General features: G+C 65.8%; 20 protein-coding genes and 1 pseudogene. 7 read left to right on the top strand and 14 right to left on the bottom strand.

The annotated features are described in order from the left end of the window. Positions 1-79 precede the first annotated feature (79 nt). The gene (locus ACXJMY_RS04545) at positions 80-232 is read left to right on the top strand and encodes a hypothetical protein (RefSeq protein WP_456618135.1); all 153 of its coding nucleotides are present in this window, start codon (positions 80-82) and stop codon (positions 230-232) included. Positions 233-257: 25 nt separating this feature from the next. Here ACXJMY_RS04545 and ACXJMY_RS04550 read toward each other — a convergent pair whose 3' ends face one another. Further along, positions 258-605: a hypothetical protein gene (locus tag ACXJMY_RS04550; protein WP_456618136.1), complete on the bottom strand. Its 348-nt coding sequence runs from the start codon at positions 603-605 to the stop codon at positions 258-260. 116 nt (positions 606-721) lie between these two features. Then, a complete protein-coding gene (locus tag ACXJMY_RS04555) occupies positions 722-2,254 on the bottom strand; it encodes an acyl-CoA carboxylase subunit beta (protein ID WP_456618137.1) in 1,533 nt (510 codons plus the stop codon). 149 nt (positions 2,255-2,403) lie between these two features. Here ACXJMY_RS04555 and ACXJMY_RS04560 point away from each other — a divergent pair, with 149 nt between their 5' ends. The 3 genes and pseudogenes from ACXJMY_RS04560 to ACXJMY_RS04570 form a co-directional block, all read left to right on the top strand. Further along, positions 2,404-2,808 carry a DUF4260 domain-containing protein gene (locus ACXJMY_RS04560; RefSeq protein WP_456618138.1) on the top strand — a complete coding sequence of 135 codons (405 nt, stop codon included), beginning with the start codon at positions 2,404-2,406 and terminating at the stop codon, positions 2,806-2,808. Between the two features lie 289 nt (positions 2,809-3,097). Further along, complete coding sequence (locus ACXJMY_RS04565) at positions 3,098-3,694, top strand: hypothetical protein (RefSeq protein ID WP_456618139.1); 597 nt, start codon at positions 3,098-3,100, stop codon at positions 3,692-3,694. 33 nt (positions 3,695-3,727) lie between these two features. Then, a pseudogene (locus ACXJMY_RS04570) lies at positions 3,728-4,333 on the top strand (dienelactone hydrolase family protein); the annotation flags it as partial. A 158-nt stretch (positions 4,334-4,491) separates the two neighbouring features. On the opposite strand, the gene ACXJMY_RS04575 reads toward ACXJMY_RS04570, so the two are convergent. The 5 genes from ACXJMY_RS04575 to ACXJMY_RS04595 all read right to left on the bottom strand — a co-directional run bounded on the left by ACXJMY_RS04575 (position 4,492) and on the right by ACXJMY_RS04595 (position 8,838). Beyond that, entirely contained in the window at positions 4,492-5,148 is a 657-nt protein-coding gene (locus ACXJMY_RS04575; RefSeq protein WP_456618140.1) for a carboxymuconolactone decarboxylase family protein, read from the bottom strand. Positions 5,149-5,227: 79 nt separating this feature from the next. Next, positions 5,228-6,085, bottom strand: a complete 858-nt coding sequence (locus tag ACXJMY_RS04580) for a penicillin-binding transpeptidase domain-containing protein (protein ID WP_456618141.1) — start codon at positions 6,083-6,085, stop codon at positions 5,228-5,230. Between the two features lie 34 nt (positions 6,086-6,119). Next, positions 6,120-6,383, bottom strand: coding sequence for an EscU/YscU/HrcU family type III secretion system export apparatus switch protein (locus ACXJMY_RS04585; RefSeq protein WP_456618142.1), 264 nt, complete (start codon positions 6,381-6,383; stop codon positions 6,120-6,122). Then, positions 6,380-7,990: a flagellar hook-length control protein FliK gene (gene fliK, locus ACXJMY_RS04590; protein WP_456618143.1), complete on the bottom strand. Its 1,611-nt coding sequence runs from the start codon at positions 7,988-7,990 to the stop codon at positions 6,380-6,382. The genes ACXJMY_RS04585 and fliK overlap by 4 nt, the downstream gene beginning before the upstream one ends. 53 nt (positions 7,991-8,043) lie before the next feature. After that, positions 8,044-8,838, bottom strand: coding sequence for an ATP12 family chaperone protein (locus tag ACXJMY_RS04595; protein ID WP_456618144.1), 795 nt, complete (start codon positions 8,836-8,838; stop codon positions 8,044-8,046). Between the two features lie 73 nt (positions 8,839-8,911). Here ACXJMY_RS04595 and ACXJMY_RS04600 point away from each other — a divergent pair, with 73 nt between their 5' ends. Next, a complete protein-coding gene (locus ACXJMY_RS04600) occupies positions 8,912-9,337 on the top strand; it encodes a hypothetical protein (RefSeq protein ID WP_456618145.1) in 426 nt (141 codons plus the stop codon). A 197-nt stretch (positions 9,338-9,534) separates the two neighbouring features. Here the strand turns inward: ACXJMY_RS04600 and ACXJMY_RS04605 are convergent, their stop codons facing one another. The 4 genes from ACXJMY_RS04605 to ACXJMY_RS04620 form a co-directional block, all read right to left on the bottom strand. Beyond that, a complete protein-coding gene (locus ACXJMY_RS04605) occupies positions 9,535-10,749 on the bottom strand; it encodes an RluA family pseudouridine synthase (RefSeq protein WP_456618146.1) in 1,215 nt (404 codons plus the stop codon). After that, positions 10,746-11,063 (bottom strand): HigA family addiction module antitoxin, encoded by a 318-nt coding sequence (locus tag ACXJMY_RS04610; RefSeq protein ID WP_456618147.1) that lies wholly within the window; start codon positions 11,061-11,063, stop codon positions 10,746-10,748. Before ACXJMY_RS04610 ends, ACXJMY_RS04605 begins: the two co-directional genes overlap by 4 nt. A gap of 78 nt (positions 11,064-11,141) precedes the next feature. After that, positions 11,142-12,476 (bottom strand): replication-associated recombination protein A, encoded by a 1,335-nt coding sequence (locus tag ACXJMY_RS04615; RefSeq protein ID WP_456618148.1) that lies wholly within the window; start codon positions 12,474-12,476, stop codon positions 11,142-11,144. Beyond that, positions 12,473-13,879 carry a DegQ family serine endoprotease gene (locus ACXJMY_RS04620; RefSeq protein WP_456618149.1) on the bottom strand — a complete coding sequence of 469 codons (1,407 nt, stop codon included), beginning with the start codon at positions 13,877-13,879 and terminating at the stop codon, positions 12,473-12,475. Before ACXJMY_RS04620 ends, ACXJMY_RS04615 begins: the two co-directional genes overlap by 4 nt. Before the next feature lie 313 nt (positions 13,880-14,192). On the opposite strand from ACXJMY_RS04620, the gene ACXJMY_RS04625 reads away from it, so the two are divergent. Further along, a complete protein-coding gene (locus ACXJMY_RS04625; RefSeq protein ID WP_456618150.1) occupies positions 14,193-15,806 on the top strand; it encodes an OprO/OprP family phosphate-selective porin in 1,614 nt (537 codons plus the stop codon). A 95-nt stretch (positions 15,807-15,901) separates the two neighbouring features. On the opposite strand, the gene ACXJMY_RS04630 is transcribed toward ACXJMY_RS04625, so the two are convergent. Continuing rightward, the gene (locus ACXJMY_RS04630) at positions 15,902-16,285 is read right to left on the bottom strand and encodes a winged helix-turn-helix transcriptional regulator (RefSeq protein ID WP_456618151.1); all 384 of its coding nucleotides are present in this window, start codon (positions 16,283-16,285) and stop codon (positions 15,902-15,904) included. Positions 16,286-16,421: 136 nt separating this feature from the next. Here ACXJMY_RS04630 and ACXJMY_RS04635 point away from each other — a divergent pair, with 136 nt between their 5' ends. After that, a complete protein-coding gene (locus ACXJMY_RS04635) occupies positions 16,422-17,435 on the top strand; it encodes a zinc-binding alcohol dehydrogenase family protein (RefSeq protein ID WP_456618152.1) in 1,014 nt (337 codons plus the stop codon). Between the two features lie 106 nt (positions 17,436-17,541). Here ACXJMY_RS04635 and ACXJMY_RS04640 read toward each other — a convergent pair whose 3' ends face one another. Both ACXJMY_RS04640 and ACXJMY_RS04645 read right to left on the bottom strand, forming a co-directional pair. Then, on the bottom strand, positions 17,542-17,835 hold the full coding sequence (locus ACXJMY_RS04640; protein ID WP_456618153.1) for a DUF1330 domain-containing protein: 294 nt from the start codon (positions 17,833-17,835) through the stop codon (positions 17,542-17,544). Positions 17,836-17,845: 10 nt separating this feature from the next. Then, positions 17,846-18,634 carry an SDR family NAD(P)-dependent oxidoreductase gene (locus ACXJMY_RS04645; RefSeq protein WP_456618154.1) on the bottom strand — a complete coding sequence of 263 codons (789 nt, stop codon included), beginning with the start codon at positions 18,632-18,634 and terminating at the stop codon, positions 17,846-17,848. Positions 18,635-18,672 lie beyond the last annotated feature (38 nt).

Genomic DNA, 18,672 nt, shown 5'->3' on the forward strand with positions numbered 1-18,672 from the left:
ATTAATCCGGTGTTCGCCATAGGCTCACTTCCATCGAAACGAAGCAATTTGCGTCAAATTCTTCCGCGGAAGGTGACACATGGCCCGCATCGAATTTCTCAAACAGCAGCTTGCCCGCGCAGAGAGGTTGGCAAAGGCCATCCTCGACCAACACACCGCGGAGCGGCTTCAGGCGTTTGCAGCCGAATGCCGCGAGGAGTTGCAGGTCCTGACGCGCAGGGCTGCGGCGTAATGCGTGGCGCCCGCCAAGCGGCACGTCACACCAGCTTCATCGGCGCATCGGCGACCACGCGAAGGTCGATCCTGTTGATCAGTTGAGACCGCAGCGCCTCCGCGGCGCCGATCGCGCTCTCGGTTTGCTGCAACGTGCTGATGTTCGAGCCGAGCGACACGATCCCGCCGAGCACCAAGGCGATCGACCCGAGCGCCGCGGTCAGACCTGTCCCGAACAGTCCGAGGATCGTGATCAACAGCAGCGCCGCACCGCCGCCGATCGCGATCTTGGACGCCAGAATGTACTTCCGGCAGCGCTCGGCGATCTCGGCCAGCGCCTCGATCCGGGCTTCGATCTGTGAGATTTCGTCGGTCGGATCGTCTTCGGACATGGGAGTGAGATCGAACCCGTAGGGTGGGTTAGCGTAGCGTAACCCACCGAGGTCTTGACGCGTGGTCGGTTCAGCCGGCGGGTTACGGCTTCGCCTAACCCACCCTACGCCTCTTTCTACAACGGCAAATTGTCGTGCTTCTTCGCCGGCGTTTCCACCTTCTTGTCCTTCAGCATCGACAGCGCCCGCGCGATCCGCTTGCGGGTCGAGTGGGGCATGATGACGTCGTCGATGTAGCCGCGCTCGGCTGCGATGAACGGCGACAGGAAACGGTCTTCGTATTCCTTGGTGCGGGCGGCGATCTTGTCGGGGTCGCCGATGTCGCTGCGGAAGATGATCTCGACCGCGCCCTTGGCGCCCATCACCGCGATCTGGGCGGTCGGCCAGGCGTAGTTCATGTCGGCGCCGATTTCCTTGGACGCCATGACGTCGAAGGCGCCGCCATAGGCCTTGCGGGTGATGATGGTCACCAGCGGCACGGTGCACTGCGAGTAGGCGAACAGCAGTTTTGCGCCGTGCTTGATCAGGCCGCCATATTCCTGCGCGGTGCCGGGCAGGAAGCCCGGCACATCGACGAAGGTGACGATCGGGATGTTGAAGGCATCGCAGAAACGAACAAAGCGCGCCGCTTTCCGCGATGCATCGCTGTCGAGCACGCCGGCCAGCACCATCGGCTGGTTGGCGACGAAGCCGACGGTGCGCCCCGCGATGCGGCCGAAGCCGGTGACGATGTTCTTGGCAAAAGCGTCCGCGATCTCGAAGAAGTCGCCCTCGTCCACGACCTTCAGGATCAGCTCCTTCATGTCGTAGGGCTTGTTCGGATTGTCGGGGATCAGCGTGTCGAGCGACATGTCGACGCGGCCGATGTCGTCAAAGCTCGGCCATTCCGGCACGCCGTCGGTGTTGTTGGAGGGCAGGAAGTCGATCAGGCGCCGCATCTGCAACAGCGTCTCGACGTCGTTCTCGAAGGCGCCGTCGGCGATCGAGGAGCGCGTGGCGTGCACGGACGCGCCGCCGAGCTCCTCGGCGGTGACGACCTCGTTGGTCACCGTCTTCACCACGTCGGGGCCGGTGACGAACATGTAGCTGGTGTTCTTCACCATGAAGATGAAGTCGGTCATGGCCGGCGAATAGACGTCGCCGCCGGCGCAGGGGCCCATGATGACGGAGATCTGCGGGATCACGCCGGAGGCGAGCACGTTGCGGCGGAATACGTAGGAATAGCCGGCGAGCGCCGCGACGCCCTCCTGGATGCGGGCGCCGCCCGCGTCATAGAGGCCGATGATGGGCGCCCTCGCCTTCATCGCCATGTCCTGAAGTTTTGTGATTTTCAGCGCGTGGGTCTCGGACAGCGAGCCGCCGAACACGGTGAAATCCTTGGCGAAGACAAACGTCTTGCGGCCGTTGACGGTGCCCCAGCCGGTGACGACGCCGTCGCCGGGCACCTTGGTCTTCTCCATGCCGAACTCAGTGGAGCGGTGCTCGACGAACATGTCGAATTCCTCGAACGACCCCTTGTCGAGCAAGAGCTCGATGCGCTCGCGCGCGGTCAGCTTGCCGCGGGCGTGCTGCGCCTCGATGCGCTTCTCCCCGCCACCGAGCTTGGCGCCGGCGCGACGGTCTTCAAGGGCGTCCAGGATATTCTTCATTTGCTCCCGCCAGTTCTTAGCCTAAATGCGATTGCCGGGGGTTCTAACACGGCATTTTGCGGGCCGGGAAGCGGCTTTCGGCGCCGCAGGGCTGCCTTGCCGCAGCGGGAAAGCGCAAGGAATTACAGAGTTTTGCCTGGGAGGTGACGATGGATGAAGCAACGGCCGAGACGGGCGCGGCGACCGGCGGCGTCAAGATCCTGCTGCGGCTGGAGGGCCTGACCCTGTTCGTGGGGATGGTGATGCTCTACTGGGCCTGGGATGGGTCCTGGCTGGTGTTCGCCCTGCTCTTCTTCGTCCCCGATCTGAGCTTCCTGGCCTACCTGTCGGACGCGAAGTTCGGGGCCATGGTCTACAACGCCGCCCACAGCTACATGGCGCCGGTCGCGCTGCTGACGCTGGGCTTCGGCTTCGCCTCGCCGCTCACCCTGTCCATCGCCTTGATCTGGCTCGCCCATATCGGCATCGACCGGGCGCTGGGCTATGGCCTGAAATATTCGGCCGGCTTCGGCTTCACCCATCTCGGGCGGATCGGGCGGCAGAAGGACGCTTGACCCCAAATTTGGCGGCCGCCTCGGCTGACTGCGTAGCCCGGATGGAGCCAACGGGTCGGCGCGAAGCGCCGCCCGATGACAGGCTCCGCGTAATCCGGGGTCGTCCCCACCCTGCCCTGTCCCGGATTTCGCTTCGCTCCATCCGGGCTACGAGACCGTATTTGCCGCGCAGCCAGTTGACCGGGTCAGCCGATTCAGGCTTGCTGCAGCTTGCGATCAGGCGCCGAATGTTGCGTGAGCCAAGTCAGTACGGCGGCGGTCATCACGTCTGGCTGCAAGCATCACCCTCATGTCCGCGACAGTCGTCCCCCTGCCGCCGAGCTCATCGTCCGAAACCGTCGACTTCCTGCGGCGCATGGCCAGCATGGTGTCGGGGCGGAACGGCGAGATGCTGCTGCGCGCCGCCGCGCTGATCGAATCGCTGGCGCAGCGGGCAATGACAGCCGAGCGGCTCTATCACCAGCAGCATGAAGAGAACACACGCCATGTCGAGCTGCGCGAGGCTGCCGAGCTTGCCTCCGACGCCATGGTCAGCCAGATCGAGGCGCTGCGGGCGCAGCTCGCGGACGTGACCGCGGCACAAGCGGCAGAGCGCGCGGCATTCGATGCCGAGCGCGGCAAGCTGCTCGGCCTGATGCGGGATGCGGAAAGCCATATCGGCAAGCTCACGACCGAGCTCGATACGCTGCGTGCCTCCGTCGACAGCTTCAACGAGACCGTGGTCTCGGTGCCGATCGAGGTGCTGCGGCTTGCGCGCACGCAGTTCGATTTCCTCTCAAACGGCTTTGCCCGCAAGGGCGACGTGATCTCGCAGGCCATGAGCGAGATCGGCGGCTTCGCCATCGACCAGGCGCTGACGGCGAAGAAGACCGCCGATTCCGCCTGAGCGTATGCGCGTCAAAACTGACAGCGCGCGGACAATCTGATCCTCGACATCTACCGCTCGCTGGAGATCCTGGCGAAGCATCCGCGCGTCGACCCTGACCGCATCGTGCTGATGGGATTTTCGCGCGGCGGCCAGGCGACGCTCTATGCGAGCCTCGACCGCTTCAACAAGCTCTGGAACAAGTCCGGCGTCCAGTTCGCGGCCTACATCCCGTTCTATCCGGATTGCTCGACGACCTATCAGGGCGACACGGAGGTCGCGGCGCGCCCGATCCGCATCTTCCACGGCACGCCGGACGATTATAATCCCGTGAAGAGCTGCAAGGCCTTCGTCGAGCGGCTCAAGGAGGCCAAGCGCGACGTGGTGCTGACGGAATATCCCGACAGCGCGCACGGGTTTGACAGCGGCCTGCTCGGCGTCAGCACCGTGGCTGTCTCCGCCAAAGCGCAGACCGTGCGCAATTGCCAGATCAAGGAAGCCGACGGCGGCGTGCTGATGAACGCCAGCACGCAAGCCCCCTTCACCTACAAGGACGGCTGTGTCGAGCTCAACCCGCATGTCGGCGGCAATCCCACGACTGCCGCGGAGTCGCGCAAGTCCGTGGAGGAGTTTTTGCAGGCGCTGTTCAAGCTGGGCTGAGACTGCCCAGCCTGCACCGATGCAGTAGGGTGGGCAAAGCGAAGCGTGCCCACCAAATGCAAGACCACGGTGTCGAGAGATGGTGGGCACGGCGCTGCGCGCCTTTGCCCACCCTACGGTATCGCAATTTTGTCGCGGGCTCCTCGCAATGACGAGTCTTACGGCTCGCCGGGCTTGAACGGCTCCTGCTTGTCCGGAGGCACCGTCTCCTCGGCCATGGCGAGCAGCATCGCGACCATCACGTAATTGCCGGCAACCGCGGTGAGGTCGACGATCTGCTGATCGTTGAACACCTTCTTCGCGCGCGCATAGGTCTCGTCGGAGACCTTCCTGGTCGTGGTGAGCTCGGTGACGAAATCGTAGACCACCGCCTCGTCCTCCGCCATGTTCGACGGCCGCTTGTTCGCCTTCAGCTCCGCGATGATGTCGGCCGACAGGCCCGCCTTCGCGGCGAGCGGGGCGTGGGCGAACCACTCGACCTGCGAGCGCCACTGCCGTCCGATCACCAGGATCGCGAACTCGTTGAGCTTGACCGGCACCGAGGTCTGCCAGCGCAGATAATAGAACAGGTCGAACAGGCGCTGGCCGAGCACGGGGCTGCGGATCATCGGATTGTAGGGCCCGCCGATGCCGACGCTCGACACCTTCATGATCTGCTCGCCGAGCGGCTTCTGCTTCTCGTCGAGCTGGTCCATGGTCAACTGCGGAAAGCGCGGCGTCTTGCTGGTGGCGGGTGCTGCAAACATGGTGGCGGCGAGCCAGCCGCTAGCTGCGGCAAGCGTGAGCGACGACAGCCAGAGCGGCGTTGAAGTCATTGTTGTCCTCCCGACCTTTTTTCTTGCTTGGTCGCAAGGATGCTAGTCGAGCGGCGCGGCGCGCGCCAGAAAAGTGGCGCTAGATCGCGCCGATATCGGCAAGGCAGGCTTGCGTCAGCGGCATGCGCTCGCCGACCAGACGCGGCTCCTTGCAATCCATGTTGAGCGCGAACACGGTGTGCGCCTCGCCCTTCTCGGCCCAGCCGACCATCCAGCCGAGCGACGGCTCGCCGCGCTCGGCGCCCAGGAGGCCGGACTTGGCGCGGATGACGCTGTCGCCGACCTTGGTCACCGGCAGGATGTCGGCCACGAGATCCTGGCTCCGCTTGGAGATCGGCAGCGCGCGGCGGCGCAGCCGGTCGACGAAATCGATCTGCTCGATGGGATCGATACGCAAGGCGCCGGTGAGCCAGAACTGGTCGATGCCGCCGCCGATGTCGCGATTGCCGTAGTCGAACAGATCGACATATTTCTGCATCCGCTCCGCGCCGATGCGGCGCGCGATCTCCTGATAGACCGGCACCGCGCTGACCGCGATGGCGCTGCGCAGCGTGTGGTCCTTGTTCCAGGCCTCGATCGGACGTTTCACGCCGTCCCAGGGAAAGACGTCCTTGTTGGGATCGGCGACAACGCCCGTTTCCAGCGCAATCAGCGAGTTCGGGATCTTGAAGGTGGACGCCGGCAGCTTCGCTTCCCCCGAGCGCTCCCTGTCGCTCGCGACGATCAGATAGTCCTCGACCTTGTAGCCGACGAAAGTGCCGGCCGTGCCGAGATCGGTGAAGCGCTTTGCCAGGCTGTCGCGGATTTCGTTACGAGGCGGCGCGACGACAGCAAGCGCGCGCGAGGGCAGGATAGCGGCTGCGGCGAGAAGGCCGAGGGTGGAACGGCGGGTGAGCACGGGCGGTGTCCGTTGAACGATGACATTGGCGGCGACCATGCAGCCGCTATCATGGTGAAACGATGACAGCGTGCTACCGCGCCCGGCCCGACAGCCGCAGTACGAACACCAGCACTTCGGCGACGGCCTTGTAGAGGTCCGGCGGGATCTCCTCGCCGAGCTCGACCTTGGAGAGCGCGCCGGCCAAAACCTCGTTCTCCTCGATCGGGATGTCGTGAGCTTTTGCGATCTCGACGATCTTTGCGCCGATCGTGCCCTTGCCCTTGGCGACGACCACCGGCGCGTTGCTGCCCTTCTCGTAATGCAGCGCGATTGCGAGCTTGGATTCCTCGCTCATGTGGCGCGATCCAGGAAGTGCCCGGCGCGGGCCGGGGCCGGCTGCGGCGGTGTGCCGTCGCGCACGACGATGTCGCCGGGCTTGAGCTCGGCCCTGGTCATCGCCCGGCTCAGCTCACCGATGCCGGCGCGGAGCCGCTCGGCGGTCGCCGGCCGTTCCGCCCACATCCGCACAAAGGTCTTGTCGCCGTTGAGCGTGATCAGCGCGTGCACGGGGCCGGCCGGTTCGACATTGAGCGAGAAGCGCGCGCGCCAGGCGCGCTTGGCGGGATCGGCCGGTTCGTTGCCGCCGTCGCGCGAGATCTCGAACTGCGCCATCGCGGTCCCCTGCGGGGTCAAGAACGGAATCTCGAAATTCCACTGCGCCACGGCCGGGTCGATGCGATGACCGCTGGCATCGACGCGATCGGGAAGCGAGGCGACTTGCAGCAAGGTCTGGCGCGCGATCGCGGCATCGATGCCGTCGAGCAGGCGATGCACGGTCGCGGCGAGCGGCGTATCCGGCGTGAGCGACGGCAAGGCAATGGATTGCGGCGACGGCAGCGCGCCCCGGAACGGCGGCGGCGTGGTCGTGCGCGCGGCCGTGTCGAAGACGTGGCCGTCAGGCACCGCCTTGTTGGAGCCCGGCACATTGCCGGTCATGCGCGGCAGGTTTTGCGTGAGCTCTTGCAGCAGGCTTGCGGCGAGGCCGGCAGACATGGTCCGCGGTGTCGGCGCCTGCAGCGTTTCACCCGCCACGTCTGCCAGCACGGCAGCCGCAAGCGCAGCACCGCGTGGCAGTTGCGCCGGTTGGGCGATCTCCGCGTCGGGCGACGGCGATGCCGCCTGCGCTGTCTCGCCGGCAACTTGAGCTGCCTGCGACGCTGCCGCAGCGCTCGTTGAAAGCGCGGCTACCGGCGTCTGCGGCGCACCGGTCTCGAGCCCAGCCAGCGTCTGTCGCAGCACAAGCAGCGCCGCCTTCAGGTCCGGGACCGTGCCGGACGACAGCGGCGCGCCGGCGGCGAGCGATGCCTCGAGAAAGAGCCCCGACTTCTGGAAGGCGGTTTCGATATCGGCGCCGTCGAGTCCAGCATTGAGCGGCGTCTGCTGCGCGATCACATCCAGCATCGCCTGCTTCAGCCCCGCCGGCAGGTTGCTGCCGGTCACAACCGAAGCAAGATCGGCAAACAGCGGCGCCTGACTGCCCTGCTTGGTCACGGCCTCGGCCGAGGCCATTGTCACGGCCACCTGCTCGGACGGCGTCAGGAGATTGCGGGCCGCGGTCGCGGACGGCGCAAGCGGCGGGCTGTCCACGAGCGACGCCGCACCCGGCGTCAGCGTGATCTGATCGGCGGCCGCCTCGCCTGCCCCGTTGACGATTGCGAGCCGGATCGTGCCGTCGTTCTGCGACACCGCGAGCTGGAGATTCTGGCCCGGCGTCAGCGCCACCTCCGACATCACGTCGAGGGAGAGGTTGGCGATCGCGATTCGCACCAGATTGTCGGCGAGCACGCCGATCACCTTGGCGTCGACGACGCTGCCGGCCTGAAGCACGAGGTCAGGCGTCGCCGCATCAGCTACGGGGCTGGCAGCGCTGACGGGAAGGATCGAGCTTATCGGCGTCGGCATCTCAGGGGCCCAGGAGCACGGGCCACCCTAACGCCGGCGTCGTAAACCTCTCGTTAAGGACCTTTGGCCGCGGGCGGCTTGACCGCCGCCAGGATCGCGACGGCAGCCTTGAAGTCCCTCAGCCGGGCAGCGCGGCGGGCGGTCGATTCCTCGTCCACCCCCCACTTTTCGGCATTCCAGTCCTCGTCGACATAGGCTGCCGCCCAGACCTGGTCGGCGTCGCGCACGCCGTGGGCCAGCGCCAGCGCCAGCAGCGCCGAGCCGGTGAGCGTCGTGACCACGTGGAGCGCCGCGACCGACCAGGGATCTCCGGGCAGCGCAGCGCGTGCCGCCGCGACCGCCTCGTCGGGCTGCTTCACATGCATGATGCCCTCGGACAGGATGAAATGCGCCCCCAGCGTCTCGGCGGCCCAGAACAGCACGGGATCCCAATGCGCGGCCTCGCGGGCCACCAGCCCCTCCGGGTGGCCGGCGCGATAGAACAACAGGTCGGACTCGAAGTATTTTGCGAGATCGTCGGCCACGAGTTCGACGCGATCCACGACACCCTCGACCACGCTGTTGGCGATCCGCGTCAGCGGCATGGTGACGGGATTGAGCGTCTCTTTCTGATCCGCCCATTCCGCGGCCACCGCATCGGCGAGATCTCGCGAGGGGATCGCCACCTGGCGCCCGGTGGGCGTCCGGATCGGCTTGCCGTCGAGCGTGATGGCGAAACCGCCCTCGGCCTCGGCCACCCCCACTTCCTTGTAGAAGCGCTTGCGCAACGGCACGCGCGAGGCCTGGCGGACCGCCTCCTGCGGGTCGAGGGGCGACTGCCCCGCGGCTTCATCGAACAATTCACGCATGCGGTTTTCGGCCCCGGTCGCTCAATGCTAGGCTTGTAAGATAAATCCGGTAGCCGATAAAGCGAGCGGAGGCATGAGGGAACTTGGGGGCCTTATGGCCATGTTCGCCGGGCTCTGGCTGGCCGCGGCCGAGGCCGGCTTTCGCACCCCGGAATCGCTGGTCCGCAACGTCTATGCCCATTACGGCGCAGGCGCACCGGAGCTGTCAAAGGGCCTGCCGCGCGACGCTGTGACCGCCCGGCAATTCTTCGATCCCAGCCTGCGCAAGGTGTGGTCCGCGCCAAGGGTCGAGCCCTACGATTTCCTGGTGCAGAGCCCGACCTGGAAGCTCGGCCCGGTCGCGATCGCGGTCGTCCGCAAGCAATATGACAAGACCTATGTCGCGGCGAATTTCGACAATCGCGGCCGGCAGGTGAACGGTCCCGAGGGCTGGCTGATCACGGACGTCGAGAGCCCGCATGACTCCTTGCGGATGTTCCTGGAGCAGTTTCGGAATTGAGTGGGGGTGTGTGGACGGCGACACAACCACGGGCGTCGTCCCGGCGAAGGCCGGCGAAGGCCGGGACCCATACTCCGCAGCAGAACTTTGGCGAAGGCCAGCAGTTGGAAATCGTTCGCCGGTACGAACACCGCACGCTCCGGATAGATTCCGCGGTATGGGTCCCGGCCTTCGCCGGGACGACATCGCGGAAACCCCTACTCCTCAGGCGCGTTCTCGATCGGATCGAACCGGCTCGCATCGAGCCCGAGCAGGTTCCACGATTGCTGCATGTGCGGCGGCAACGGCGCCGTGGCGTCGATCACGCCGCCGCGCGGATGCGGGATCACGATCCGGCGCGCGAGCAGATGCAGCCGGTTTTGCAGCCCGCCCGGCAGCGACCAGTTCTCGATGTTGAAATATTTGGGATCGCCGATGATGGGGTGGCCGATGTGCTCCATGTGCGCGCGGAGCTGGTGCGTGCGGCCAGTGACAGGCTTCAGCGACACCCAGGTGAGCTTGTTGCCGGCGGTCTCGACCACCGCGTAATAGGTCACCGCATGGCTCGCGCCCTCGTCGCCATGCGCGGCGATGCGCATGATGGTGTCGTCTTCGCTCTCCTCTTTGGCAAGGAAGGTCGAGATGCGGCCCTGCTTCGGCTTCGGCAGGCCCGGCACCAGCGCCCAATAGGTTTTACGCGCCGACCGCGAGCGGAACGCGCCGGTCAGATGGCTTGCGGCGAAGCGTGTCTTCGCGACCAGCAGACAGCCCGATGTCTCCCTGTCGATGCGGTGCACCAGGCGCGGCTTCTGGCCCTTGGCGTCGCGCATCACCTCCAGCATCTGGTCGATGTGCCGCGTCATGCCCGAGCCGCCCTGCACGGCAAGGCCGGCCGGCTTGTTCAGCACGAGGACGTCGTCATCCTCGTAGATCGTCATCTCCTTCAGCGTCTGGAGCGTTTTTTGCGCGGCTTCCGAGAGCGCACTCGGCGCTTTCGGCGTATCGAGCTTCAAGGGCGGAATACGGACGCTCTGGCCCTCTTCCAGACGATCCTTGCTGTCGACCCGCTTGCCGTCGACGCGCAGCTCGCCTTTGCGCACGACGCGCTGGATGTGGGAGAACGACAGGCCGGGAAAGCGCGCTTCCAGAAAGCGGTCGACGCGCATGTTGTTCTCGTCCGCCGTGACCTTGACCGTCTGCACCTTGGTCGGCAGCAGCGCCTCGACGGGTTTTGCCGGCGCGGGCGTTTCCGGCGCCGTTTTAGGCGCGCGCCGCTCGGCGCGCTCGGCCGCAAAGCGCGGCGGCTGGCTGCCGGGCTTGCCGCCCGGCCGCGGGCCGGCCTTTGACGCACCGCGCGCCTTGAACGGACGCCCCTCCTTGCGCTCGTCGCGCTCGCGAGGCTTTGGGTTCATTCTCTTGATGCGGCGGCTCATGCGGTTTTTCCAAGCTTTCGTGTCGACTGCGCGTTGGCGCGGCGGGGCAGCGACGCAACCTGCGCGCCCACCTCTTTCTCGGCCAGCCGCAGCTCATATTGCTGTTGCAGGTTCATCCAGAATTGCGGGCTCGTACCGAACCAATGACCAAGACGCAGCGCCGTATCCGCGGTAATGCCGCGCTGCCCGTTGATGATGCCGGTGATGCGATTCACTGGCACATCGATCTGACGCGCCAGCTCCGCGGCCGTTATGCCGAGCTCTCGCAGCTCTTCGGCAAGATGCTCGCCGGGATGTGTCGATGTATGAGGCATGGGATTTCCTCAGCCGAGTAGCAAGATTTACGTGTTACGTAAACCGTAAATGTACTCATGCTGCTGGTTTCAGAAGCCCTATTTTCCGCCCCGCTCCTTGCGCAGCTTCGCCCAGTAATCCAGCCGCTTCCGGATCTCCCGCTCAAAACCGCGCTCGGGCGGGTCGTAGAAGGTCTGCCGGCCCAGGGCTTCCGGAAAGTAGTCCTGCCCCGAAAAGGCGTCGGCGGTATCGTGGTCATATGCGTAGCCGGAGCCGTAGCCCTCCGACTTCATCAGCTTGGTCGGCGAATTGAGGATGTGCTTGGGCGGCAGCAGCGAGCCGGCCTGTTTGGCGACCTGCATCGCCGTGCCGAAGGCGGTGTAGACCGCGTTCGATTTCGGGGCGGTGGCGAGATAGACCACGGCCTGCGCGATGGCGAGTTCGCCTTCGGGATGGCCGAGGAAGTCGAAGGCGTCCTTCGCGGCATTGGCGATGACGAGCGCCTGCGGGTCGGCGAGCCCGATGTCCTCGACCGCCATGCGGACGACGCGGCGGGCCAGGAACAGCGGGTCCTCGCCGGCATCGAGCATGCGCGCGAGATAATACAGCGCGGCATCGGGATCGGAGCCACGCACCGACTTATGCAGCGCCGAGATCAGGTTGTAATGGCCGTCGGCCGACTTGTCGTAGATCGGCGCACGGCGCTGCAGGATATCCTGCAACTGCGCGGCATTGAAAATCTCATCCGCCCGCGCCGAACGCCAGACCTCTTCGGCGAGCGTCAGCGATGCCCTTCCGTCGCCGTCGGCCATGCGCACCAGCACGGCGCGCGCCTCGGCATCGAGCGGCAGCTTTCGGCCCTCGACTGCCTCGGCATGCGCGAACAGCTTTTCGATCGCGTCTGCGTCGAGCGAACGAAACACCAGCACGCGGGCGCGCGACAGCAGCGCCGCGTTGAGCTCGAAGGACGGGTTTTCGGTGGTGGCGCCGACCATCACCACCGTGCCGTCTTCCATCACCGGCAGAAACGAATCCTGCTGGGCGCGGTTGAAGCGGTGCACCTCGTCGACGAACAGCAACGTGCCCTTGCCCATCTCGCGGCGGGCGCGGGCGGCGTCAAAGGCCTTCTTGAGATCGGCGACGCCGGAAAACACCGCGGAGATCTGCTCGAAATGCAGGTCGGTCGCATCCGCGAGCAGCCGCGCCACCGTGGTCTTGCCGGTGCCGGGCGGGCCCCAGAACACCAGCGAGCCCAGCGTACGCGTCTCCAGCATGCGCGTCAGCGCGCCGTCGGGCCCGAGAATATGGTCCTGGCCGACGACCTCAGACAATGCACGCGGACGCAGGCGGTCCGGCAGCGGATGCGGAGCGTCGTGGTCGAGCCCCGCCGCGGCAAAGAGAGTCGGCGTCTCCTGTGGTCGCTTTGGACTCATCCGCCGAGCGTGACGTTGATCTGCTGGCCGCCGCGCACCAGCGTAATGCGCCAGATCCGCTGGCGTTCACCGGCCGCTTTCTCGATGTCGCCGGTCTTGCTGATCTTCTGGTTGTTGACCGACAGAATGACGTCGCCCTTCTGGAAGCCGACATTCGCAGCCGCAGTATCGCCGCCGATATCGGTGATCACGACACCTTCGGTGTCGGCGTCGAGATGCAGCTCGTCGGCGACCGCCGGGGTGATGGTCGAGACCTTTGCGCCCTGGAACGGCGAGCGGGCGGTGATGACGAGCTCGTTGCGGCCGGTGTCGGGCGCCGTCTCCAGCGCCACCGTCAGCTTGACCGGCTTGCCGCCGCGCTGCACGTCGATCTGCGCGGTGCCGCCGAGCGGACGGGTGGCGAAGCGATAGTCGAAGGCATTGGGATCGTCCACGGTCTGGCCGTCGATCGTGACAATCAGGTCGGAGGATTTCAGCCCGGCCTTTGCGGCGGGACCGTTGGCGACCACGCTTGCGACCAGCGCGCCGGTCGGCGAGCGCAGGCCGAGGCTCTCGGCGATGTCGGGCGTCACCGCCTGCAGCCGCGCACCCAGCCATGGCCGCTTCACGGCCTTGCCGCCGCCCTTGGCGGAGGCGACGACGACGCGGACCATGTTGGCGGGGATCGCGAAGCCGATGCCCTGCGAGCCGCCGGAGCGCGAATAGATCGCGGTGTTGATGCCGGCGAGCTTGCCGCTCATGTCGACCAGTGCACCGCCCGAATTGCCTGGATTGATCGCCGCATCGGTCTGGATGAAGAACTGGTAGTCGGTGATGCCGACCTGCGTGCGCGCGAGCGCGGAGATGATGCCGTGGGTCACGGTCTGCCCCACGCCGAAGGGATTGCCGATCGCGAGCACGACGTCGCCGACCAGAAGCTCGTCGGAGTTGGTGAAGTCGAGGGTGGGGAATTTTTCCTTGGTGTCCTTGAGGCGCAGCACCGCGAGGTCGGTGCGCGGATCCTTCAGCAGGATCTCGGCCTCGAACTCGCGCTTGTCCGACAGCGACACCTTGACCTGGTCGGCGCCCTCGATGACGTGGACGTTGGTGACGACGAGACCGGAGGCATCGACGATGACGCCGGAGCCGAGCGAGCGCTGCATCTGCTCGGGCTGCTGGCCCGGCACGCCGAAGAAGCGGCGGAAGATCGGGTCATCGAGCAGCGGATTGCGGTTCTGCACCACCTTGGCGGCATAGACGTTGACCACCGCCGGCTGCACCCGCTGCACGATCGGCGCATAGGACAGCCGCAGCTCGGCCGGCGACGACGGGACACGGCGGTCCTGCGCAGCAGCCGGATTGAAGTGGGCCGAAAACGCTATGCACAATGCCGTGACGACGGCGGTCCGGGTCGATCGAAACATTCCTACCTCTCGGAAAAGACGCCGGAATATAGGCGCCTTCGCCCGCCAATAGAAGGGCGCCAGACGGCAATATTCACCCCCTTCCGGGTGTCACCGGAATGCAAGCCTCCGTGCGAAATCGCAAACCGCCGGGCACCACAGATTGGCATGACGCGCACCATCCAGCATTCTATCCCGTGGTGGATTCGGTTGCGGCGAATTTGCACCAGTGGGAACCAAGCAACCGAAGCGCGCCGTCGCGGGGCAGTCATCGATCGTTCCTAGGCTCTCCGCCTAAGACTTGGGGAAGTTCGTCAAATGATGGAGGCGTGACGTGAGCAGGACAAGAATTGCAGCCGCGGCGATTGGGCTCGCCGGCGCGCTGGCGGCCTCGCAGGCCCAGGCTCAATCGGCAAGCAGCAGTGAACAGGAGATCGCACTGCTGAAGCAGCAATTGAAGTTGCTGGAGCAGAAGCTCGACAAGCTCCAGAGCCAGACCGCCGCGAACACGGCGGCCACGGCGAAGGCCAAAGCGGAAGCCAAGGCCGAAGCAAAGGCCGAGGCGCGCTCGGAGGCGAAGGCGGTCGTCGCCAATGCGAACGCGGCGATCCCGCTCAAGGGGCCGGCGCCTGCGTCCGGCGTCGTCGTGACGATGCCGAACAACCGGCCGACCATTTGCACCGCCGATGGGGCGAACTGCGTCGCGATCGCCAGCCGCTTGCACTACGATGTCGGTGGCTACGACTATCGTCCCAACACCGCGGCCACGGTCCCGCAGAAGCTCGACAGCGGCCAGAACGTCCGCCGCGCGCGCATCGGCGTCACCGGCAAATTCCTCGACGACTGGAATTACGCGCTGATCTACGATTTCGGCGGCGCGTCCGACGGATTTGGCGGCGCAGCTCCGGGATCGCTGCCCGGCGGCGCCGTCTCCGGCATCGAGAACGCCTATCTCAGCTACACCGGCCTGAAGCCGTTCGGCGGCAAGATGGCCGTCGAAATCGGCGTCATGGACCTGCCCTACACGCTCGATGAAGCCACGAGCTCCAATGACACCCTGTTCATGGAGCGCGCCTCGTCCGGCATCATCGCCACCAACATTGCCGCGGGCGATTTCCGCTCCGCCGTTGGCACGCGCTGGTTCACCGACCAGCTGTGGATCGGCGGCTACGTCACGGGACCTGCGACAGGCGCGATCCACTCCGCTTCGAGCGCCGCGCCGGCGGGCACGAGCGAGCAGTATGGCGCGGTGGCGCGTATCGCCGGCAACCCGATCAGCGGCAAGGACTACTCGGTGCATATCGGCGCCGACGCGGAGTGGCTGATCCAGCCGCCGCGCAACCTGATCGCCAACACGCAAACGCTCACGCTCAGCGACCGGCCGGAATTGCGCCTCGACCCGACGGCGCTGGTCTCGACCGGTGCGATCCCCAACGTCTCGGGCGCGCAGGTCTACAGCGTCGAAGCGGCAGCGACCTATGGGCCGTTCATCGTCCAAGGCGAGTACTTCTGGTACAACATCGACCGCACCGCCAACACCAGCGTGCCCCTGGTCGGCGCACCGAGCCTGAAATTCCAGGGCGGCTATGCGCAGGCCGGCTATGTGCTGACCGGCGAAGGCCGGAGCTACAATGCGGCGAACGCGGCCTATGCCGGCGTGAAGCCGGCGCACCCGTTCTCGCTCGACGGCGGCGGCTGGGGCGCGTGGGAAATCGCGGGGCGCTTCTCGACGGTCGACCTCAACAACCAGCTCGCGACCGCCAACGGCATCGCCGGCGGCCGGCAGACGGTCTACACGCTGGCGCTCAACTGGTACGTCAACGGCAACGTCCGCTTCATGCTCGATTATCTGCATGGCACGGTGTCGAAGCAGGCCTCGCCGGTCTCCACCGCCGATGTCGGCTCGAAGTACGACGCCATCGCGATGCGCACGCAGTTCGCGTTCTGAGGCGATCTGCCTCCGCACCACTCACTTGTCGTCCCGGGCGCGCGAAAGCGCGAGCCCGGGACGGCAGCGAAAATGCGGCACGCGCTTCTCTGCGATCACGCCGCGCGTTTTGGCTTCTTGGCCGGCTCCGCGTCCGGCGCCGGCGCGCAGGACAGCCGCTCCTGGTGGCTCTCACCCCAGGCCTTGAGAATATCGATGACCGGCCGCAGGCTCTCGCCGAGCTCGGAGAGGCAATATTCCACCCGCGGCGGCACTTCAGCATAGACCTTGCGGATGACGAGCTTGTCCTGCTCGAGCGCGCGAAGCTGCTTGGTCAGCATGCGCTGGGTGATGCCGGGCATCCGGCGGCGCAATTCGCCGAAGCGCTGGGTGCCGTCCTGGAGGTGGTAGAGGATCACGCCCTTCCACTTGCCGTCGATCAGATCCAGCGTCGCCTCGACCGAGCAGCCGGGACGACGGGTGAAGTCGCGCCGTTTCATGCGTGTTTTCCCAATAGTATCCAAACAGGGACTATATCCCTCAATTTACAGTACTTGCCAAATGGGCGCTAGCGGGACAGTTACAGCGGCGGGCGCACATCACGAGCTGCGCGCCATCTGATGGAGAAGACAAGCCATGAAGGCCATCGGCTACAAAAAATCGCTTCCGATCGAGGATGTGGATTCACTGATCGATTTCGAGACCGCAAAGCCCGAGCCCAAAGGGCGCGATATCCGTGTCGCCGTGAAGGCGATCTCGGCCAATCCGGTCGATTACAAGGTGCGCAAGCGCGCCGCTCCGCCCGAGGGCGAGGTGAAGATCCTCGGTTATGATGCAGCCGGCGTGGTCGATGCCGTCGGGCCCGATGTGACGCTGTTCAAGCCGGGCGACGAGGTGTTTTACGCCGGCTCGATCCTGCGCCAGGGCACCAACTCCGAATTCCACCTGGTCGACGAGCGCATCGTCGGCAACAAGCCGAAGAGGCTGTCGTTCGCGCAGGCAGCCGCCCTCCCCCTCACCTCCATTACCGCATGGGAGCTGCTGTTCGATCGCCTCGGCGCGGTGCCCGGCAAGAGCGTCGATCCGCGCACGCTGCTGATCACGGGCGGCGCCGGCGGTGTCGGTTCGATCCTGATCCAGCTCGCCCGCCGCCTCACCGGGCTGACGGTGCTCGCCACCGCGACGCGGCCGGAGTCGCAAAAATGGTGCCTCGACCTCGGCGCGCATGCCGTGATCGACCACGGCAAGCCGATGAAGGAGCAGATCGAGAAGCTCAAGCTGCCGCCGGTCGCGCTGGTGGCGAGCCTCACCTTCACCGACCAGCACTACAAGGCGATCGCCGAGTTCATGGCGCCGCAGGGCAAGTTCGGCCTGATCGACGATCCGCTGGAGTTCGCCGCGAGCACGTTCAAGGGCAAGGCGATCTCGGTGCACTGGGAATCGATGTTCACGCGGTCCTCGTTCCAGACCGCCGACATGATCGCGCAGCATCATCTGCTCAACGACGTCGCCGACCTCATCGACAAGGGCGTGCTGCGCACCACGCTCGACCAGACCCTTGGCACCATCAACGCGGCCAACCTCAAGCGCGCGCATGCGTTGCTCGAGAGCGGCAAATCGCGCGGCAAGATCGTGCTGGAGGGGTGGTAGCAGCCAAAGGCTCCGTCATGCCCGGGCTTGACCCGGGCATCCACGTCCATCCTCATACGCGGTGATGCGTGGATGGCCGGGACAAGCCCGGCCATGACGAGACTCGCTACGGCGTCACACCCTCGACGAACATCAGCCGCCGCTCCAGCGCCGTCCGCCGCAGCTTCAGCGCCTCGGCATATTCGGCCGAGGCGTACCATTCGCGTGCCCGCGCCATCGATGGAAATTCCACGATGATGATGGTCTTGGGCGGCGGGCCGCCCTCCACCACCTCGGCAGCACCGCCGCGCGCGAGGTAGCGGCCGCCATATCGCGTGATAGTCTGCGCCGCAAGCGCGCGATAGGCTTCCATCATCGCCTGATCGCGCACCTCGACCTCGGAGATCACATAGGCTGGCATGCGCATCGCCTCAAGCGATGGTATTGACGATGCCGCCTTCCGCGCGCAGCGCCGCGCCATTGGTCGCGGACGCCTCCTTCGACGCAACATAGACCACCATATTGGCAATCTCGTCGACGCTGGCAAAGCGCTGCAACAACGAGCTCGGGCGATGCTGCTTGACGAAATTGGCCGCGGCTTCATCCACCGACTGGCCGTTCTGCTTGGCGAGATCTTTGACGAAGGTCTCGACGCCTTCCGACATGGTCGGACCCGGCAGCACCGAATTGACCGTGACGCCGGTGCCGCGGGTGAGCTGCGCCAGCCCGCGCGCGACCGAGAGCTGGGCGGTCTTGGTCATGCCGTAGTGAACCATCTCGACGGGAATGTTGAGCCCGGACTCGGATGAGATGAAGACGACACGGCCCCAGTTGCGCTTGAGCATGCCCTTCATGTATGCGCGCGACAGCCGCACGCCGCTCATCACGTTGACCTCGAAGAAACGCGTCCAGTCCTCGTCCGGGATGTCGAAAAACTCCTTAGGCTCGAAGATGCCGGCATTGTTGATGAGGATGTCGACCTCCGGCAGCGCCGCCACCAGCGCCTTGCAGCCTGCAGCGGTCGAGACGTCGGCGGCGATGCCGCGAACCTTAGCCCCCGCGCCTTCCAGCTTGCGTACGGCCGCATCGACCTTGTCCTGGCCACGGCCGTTGATCACCACGCTCGCGCCCGAGCCGGCAAGGCCTTTTGCAATGGCGTGGCCGATGCCGGCGGTCGAGCCGGTCACGAGGGCAGTTTTTCCGGAAAGGTCTATGTTCATGTAGTATCTCCATCGGATCGATAATGGGATATCGGGCG

It is taken from the genome of Bradyrhizobium sp. P5_C12, assembly GCF_054049735.1.

Bases quoted from the DNA above. Each gene is read 5' to 3' on its own strand.
- ACXJMY_RS04545 (WP_456618135.1), top strand. From the start codon at position 80: ATGGCCCGCATCGAATTTCTCAAACAGCAGCTTGCCCGCGCAGAGAGG.
- ACXJMY_RS04630 (WP_456618151.1), bottom strand. From the start codon at position 16,285: ATGAAACGGCGCGACTTCACCCGTCGTCCCGGCTGCTCGGTCGAGGCG.
- ACXJMY_RS04550 (WP_456618136.1), bottom strand. From the start codon at position 605: ATGTCCGAAGACGATCCGACCGACGAAATCTCACAGATCGAAGCCCGG.
- ACXJMY_RS04555 (WP_456618137.1), bottom strand. From the start codon at position 2,254: ATGAAGAATATCCTGGACGCCCTTGAAGACCGTCGCGCCGGCGCCAAG.
- ACXJMY_RS04600 (WP_456618145.1), top strand. From the start codon at position 8,912: ATGAGGGAACTTGGGGGCCTTATGGCCATGTTCGCCGGGCTCTGGCTG.
- ACXJMY_RS04585 (WP_456618142.1), bottom strand. From the start codon at position 6,383: ATGAGCGAGGAATCCAAGCTCGCAATCGCGCTGCATTACGAGAAGGGC.
- ACXJMY_RS04620 (WP_456618149.1), bottom strand. From the start codon at position 13,879: ATGTTTCGATCGACCCGGACCGCCGTCGTCACGGCATTGTGCATAGCG.
- ACXJMY_RS04605 (WP_456618146.1), bottom strand. From the start codon at position 10,749: ATGAGCCGCCGCATCAAGAGAATGAACCCAAAGCCTCGCGAGCGCGAC.
- ACXJMY_RS04560 (WP_456618138.1), top strand. From the start codon at position 2,404: ATGGATGAAGCAACGGCCGAGACGGGCGCGGCGACCGGCGGCGTCAAG.
- ACXJMY_RS04565 (WP_456618139.1), top strand. From the start codon at position 3,098: ATGTCCGCGACAGTCGTCCCCCTGCCGCCGAGCTCATCGTCCGAAACC.
- ACXJMY_RS04615 (WP_456618148.1), bottom strand. From the start codon at position 12,476: ATGAGTCCAAAGCGACCACAGGAGACGCCGACTCTCTTTGCCGCGGCG.
- ACXJMY_RS04580 (WP_456618141.1), bottom strand. From the start codon at position 6,085: ATGGTCGCCGCCAATGTCATCGTTCAACGGACACCGCCCGTGCTCACC.
- ACXJMY_RS04635 (WP_456618152.1), top strand. From the start codon at position 16,422: ATGAAGGCCATCGGCTACAAAAAATCGCTTCCGATCGAGGATGTGGAT.
- ACXJMY_RS04575 (WP_456618140.1), bottom strand. From the start codon at position 5,148: ATGACTTCAACGCCGCTCTGGCTGTCGTCGCTCACGCTTGCCGCAGCT.
- ACXJMY_RS04645 (WP_456618154.1), bottom strand. From the start codon at position 18,634: ATGAACATAGACCTTTCCGGAAAAACTGCCCTCGTGACCGGCTCGACC.
- fliK (WP_456618143.1), bottom strand. From the start codon at position 7,990: ATGCCGACGCCGATAAGCTCGATCCTTCCCGTCAGCGCTGCCAGCCCC.
- ACXJMY_RS04640 (WP_456618153.1), bottom strand. From the start codon at position 17,835: ATGCCAGCCTATGTGATCTCCGAGGTCGAGGTGCGCGATCAGGCGATG.
- ACXJMY_RS04595 (WP_456618144.1), bottom strand. From the start codon at position 8,838: ATGCGTGAATTGTTCGATGAAGCCGCGGGGCAGTCGCCCCTCGACCCG.
- ACXJMY_RS04610 (WP_456618147.1), bottom strand. From the start codon at position 11,063: ATGCCTCATACATCGACACATCCCGGCGAGCATCTTGCCGAAGAGCTG.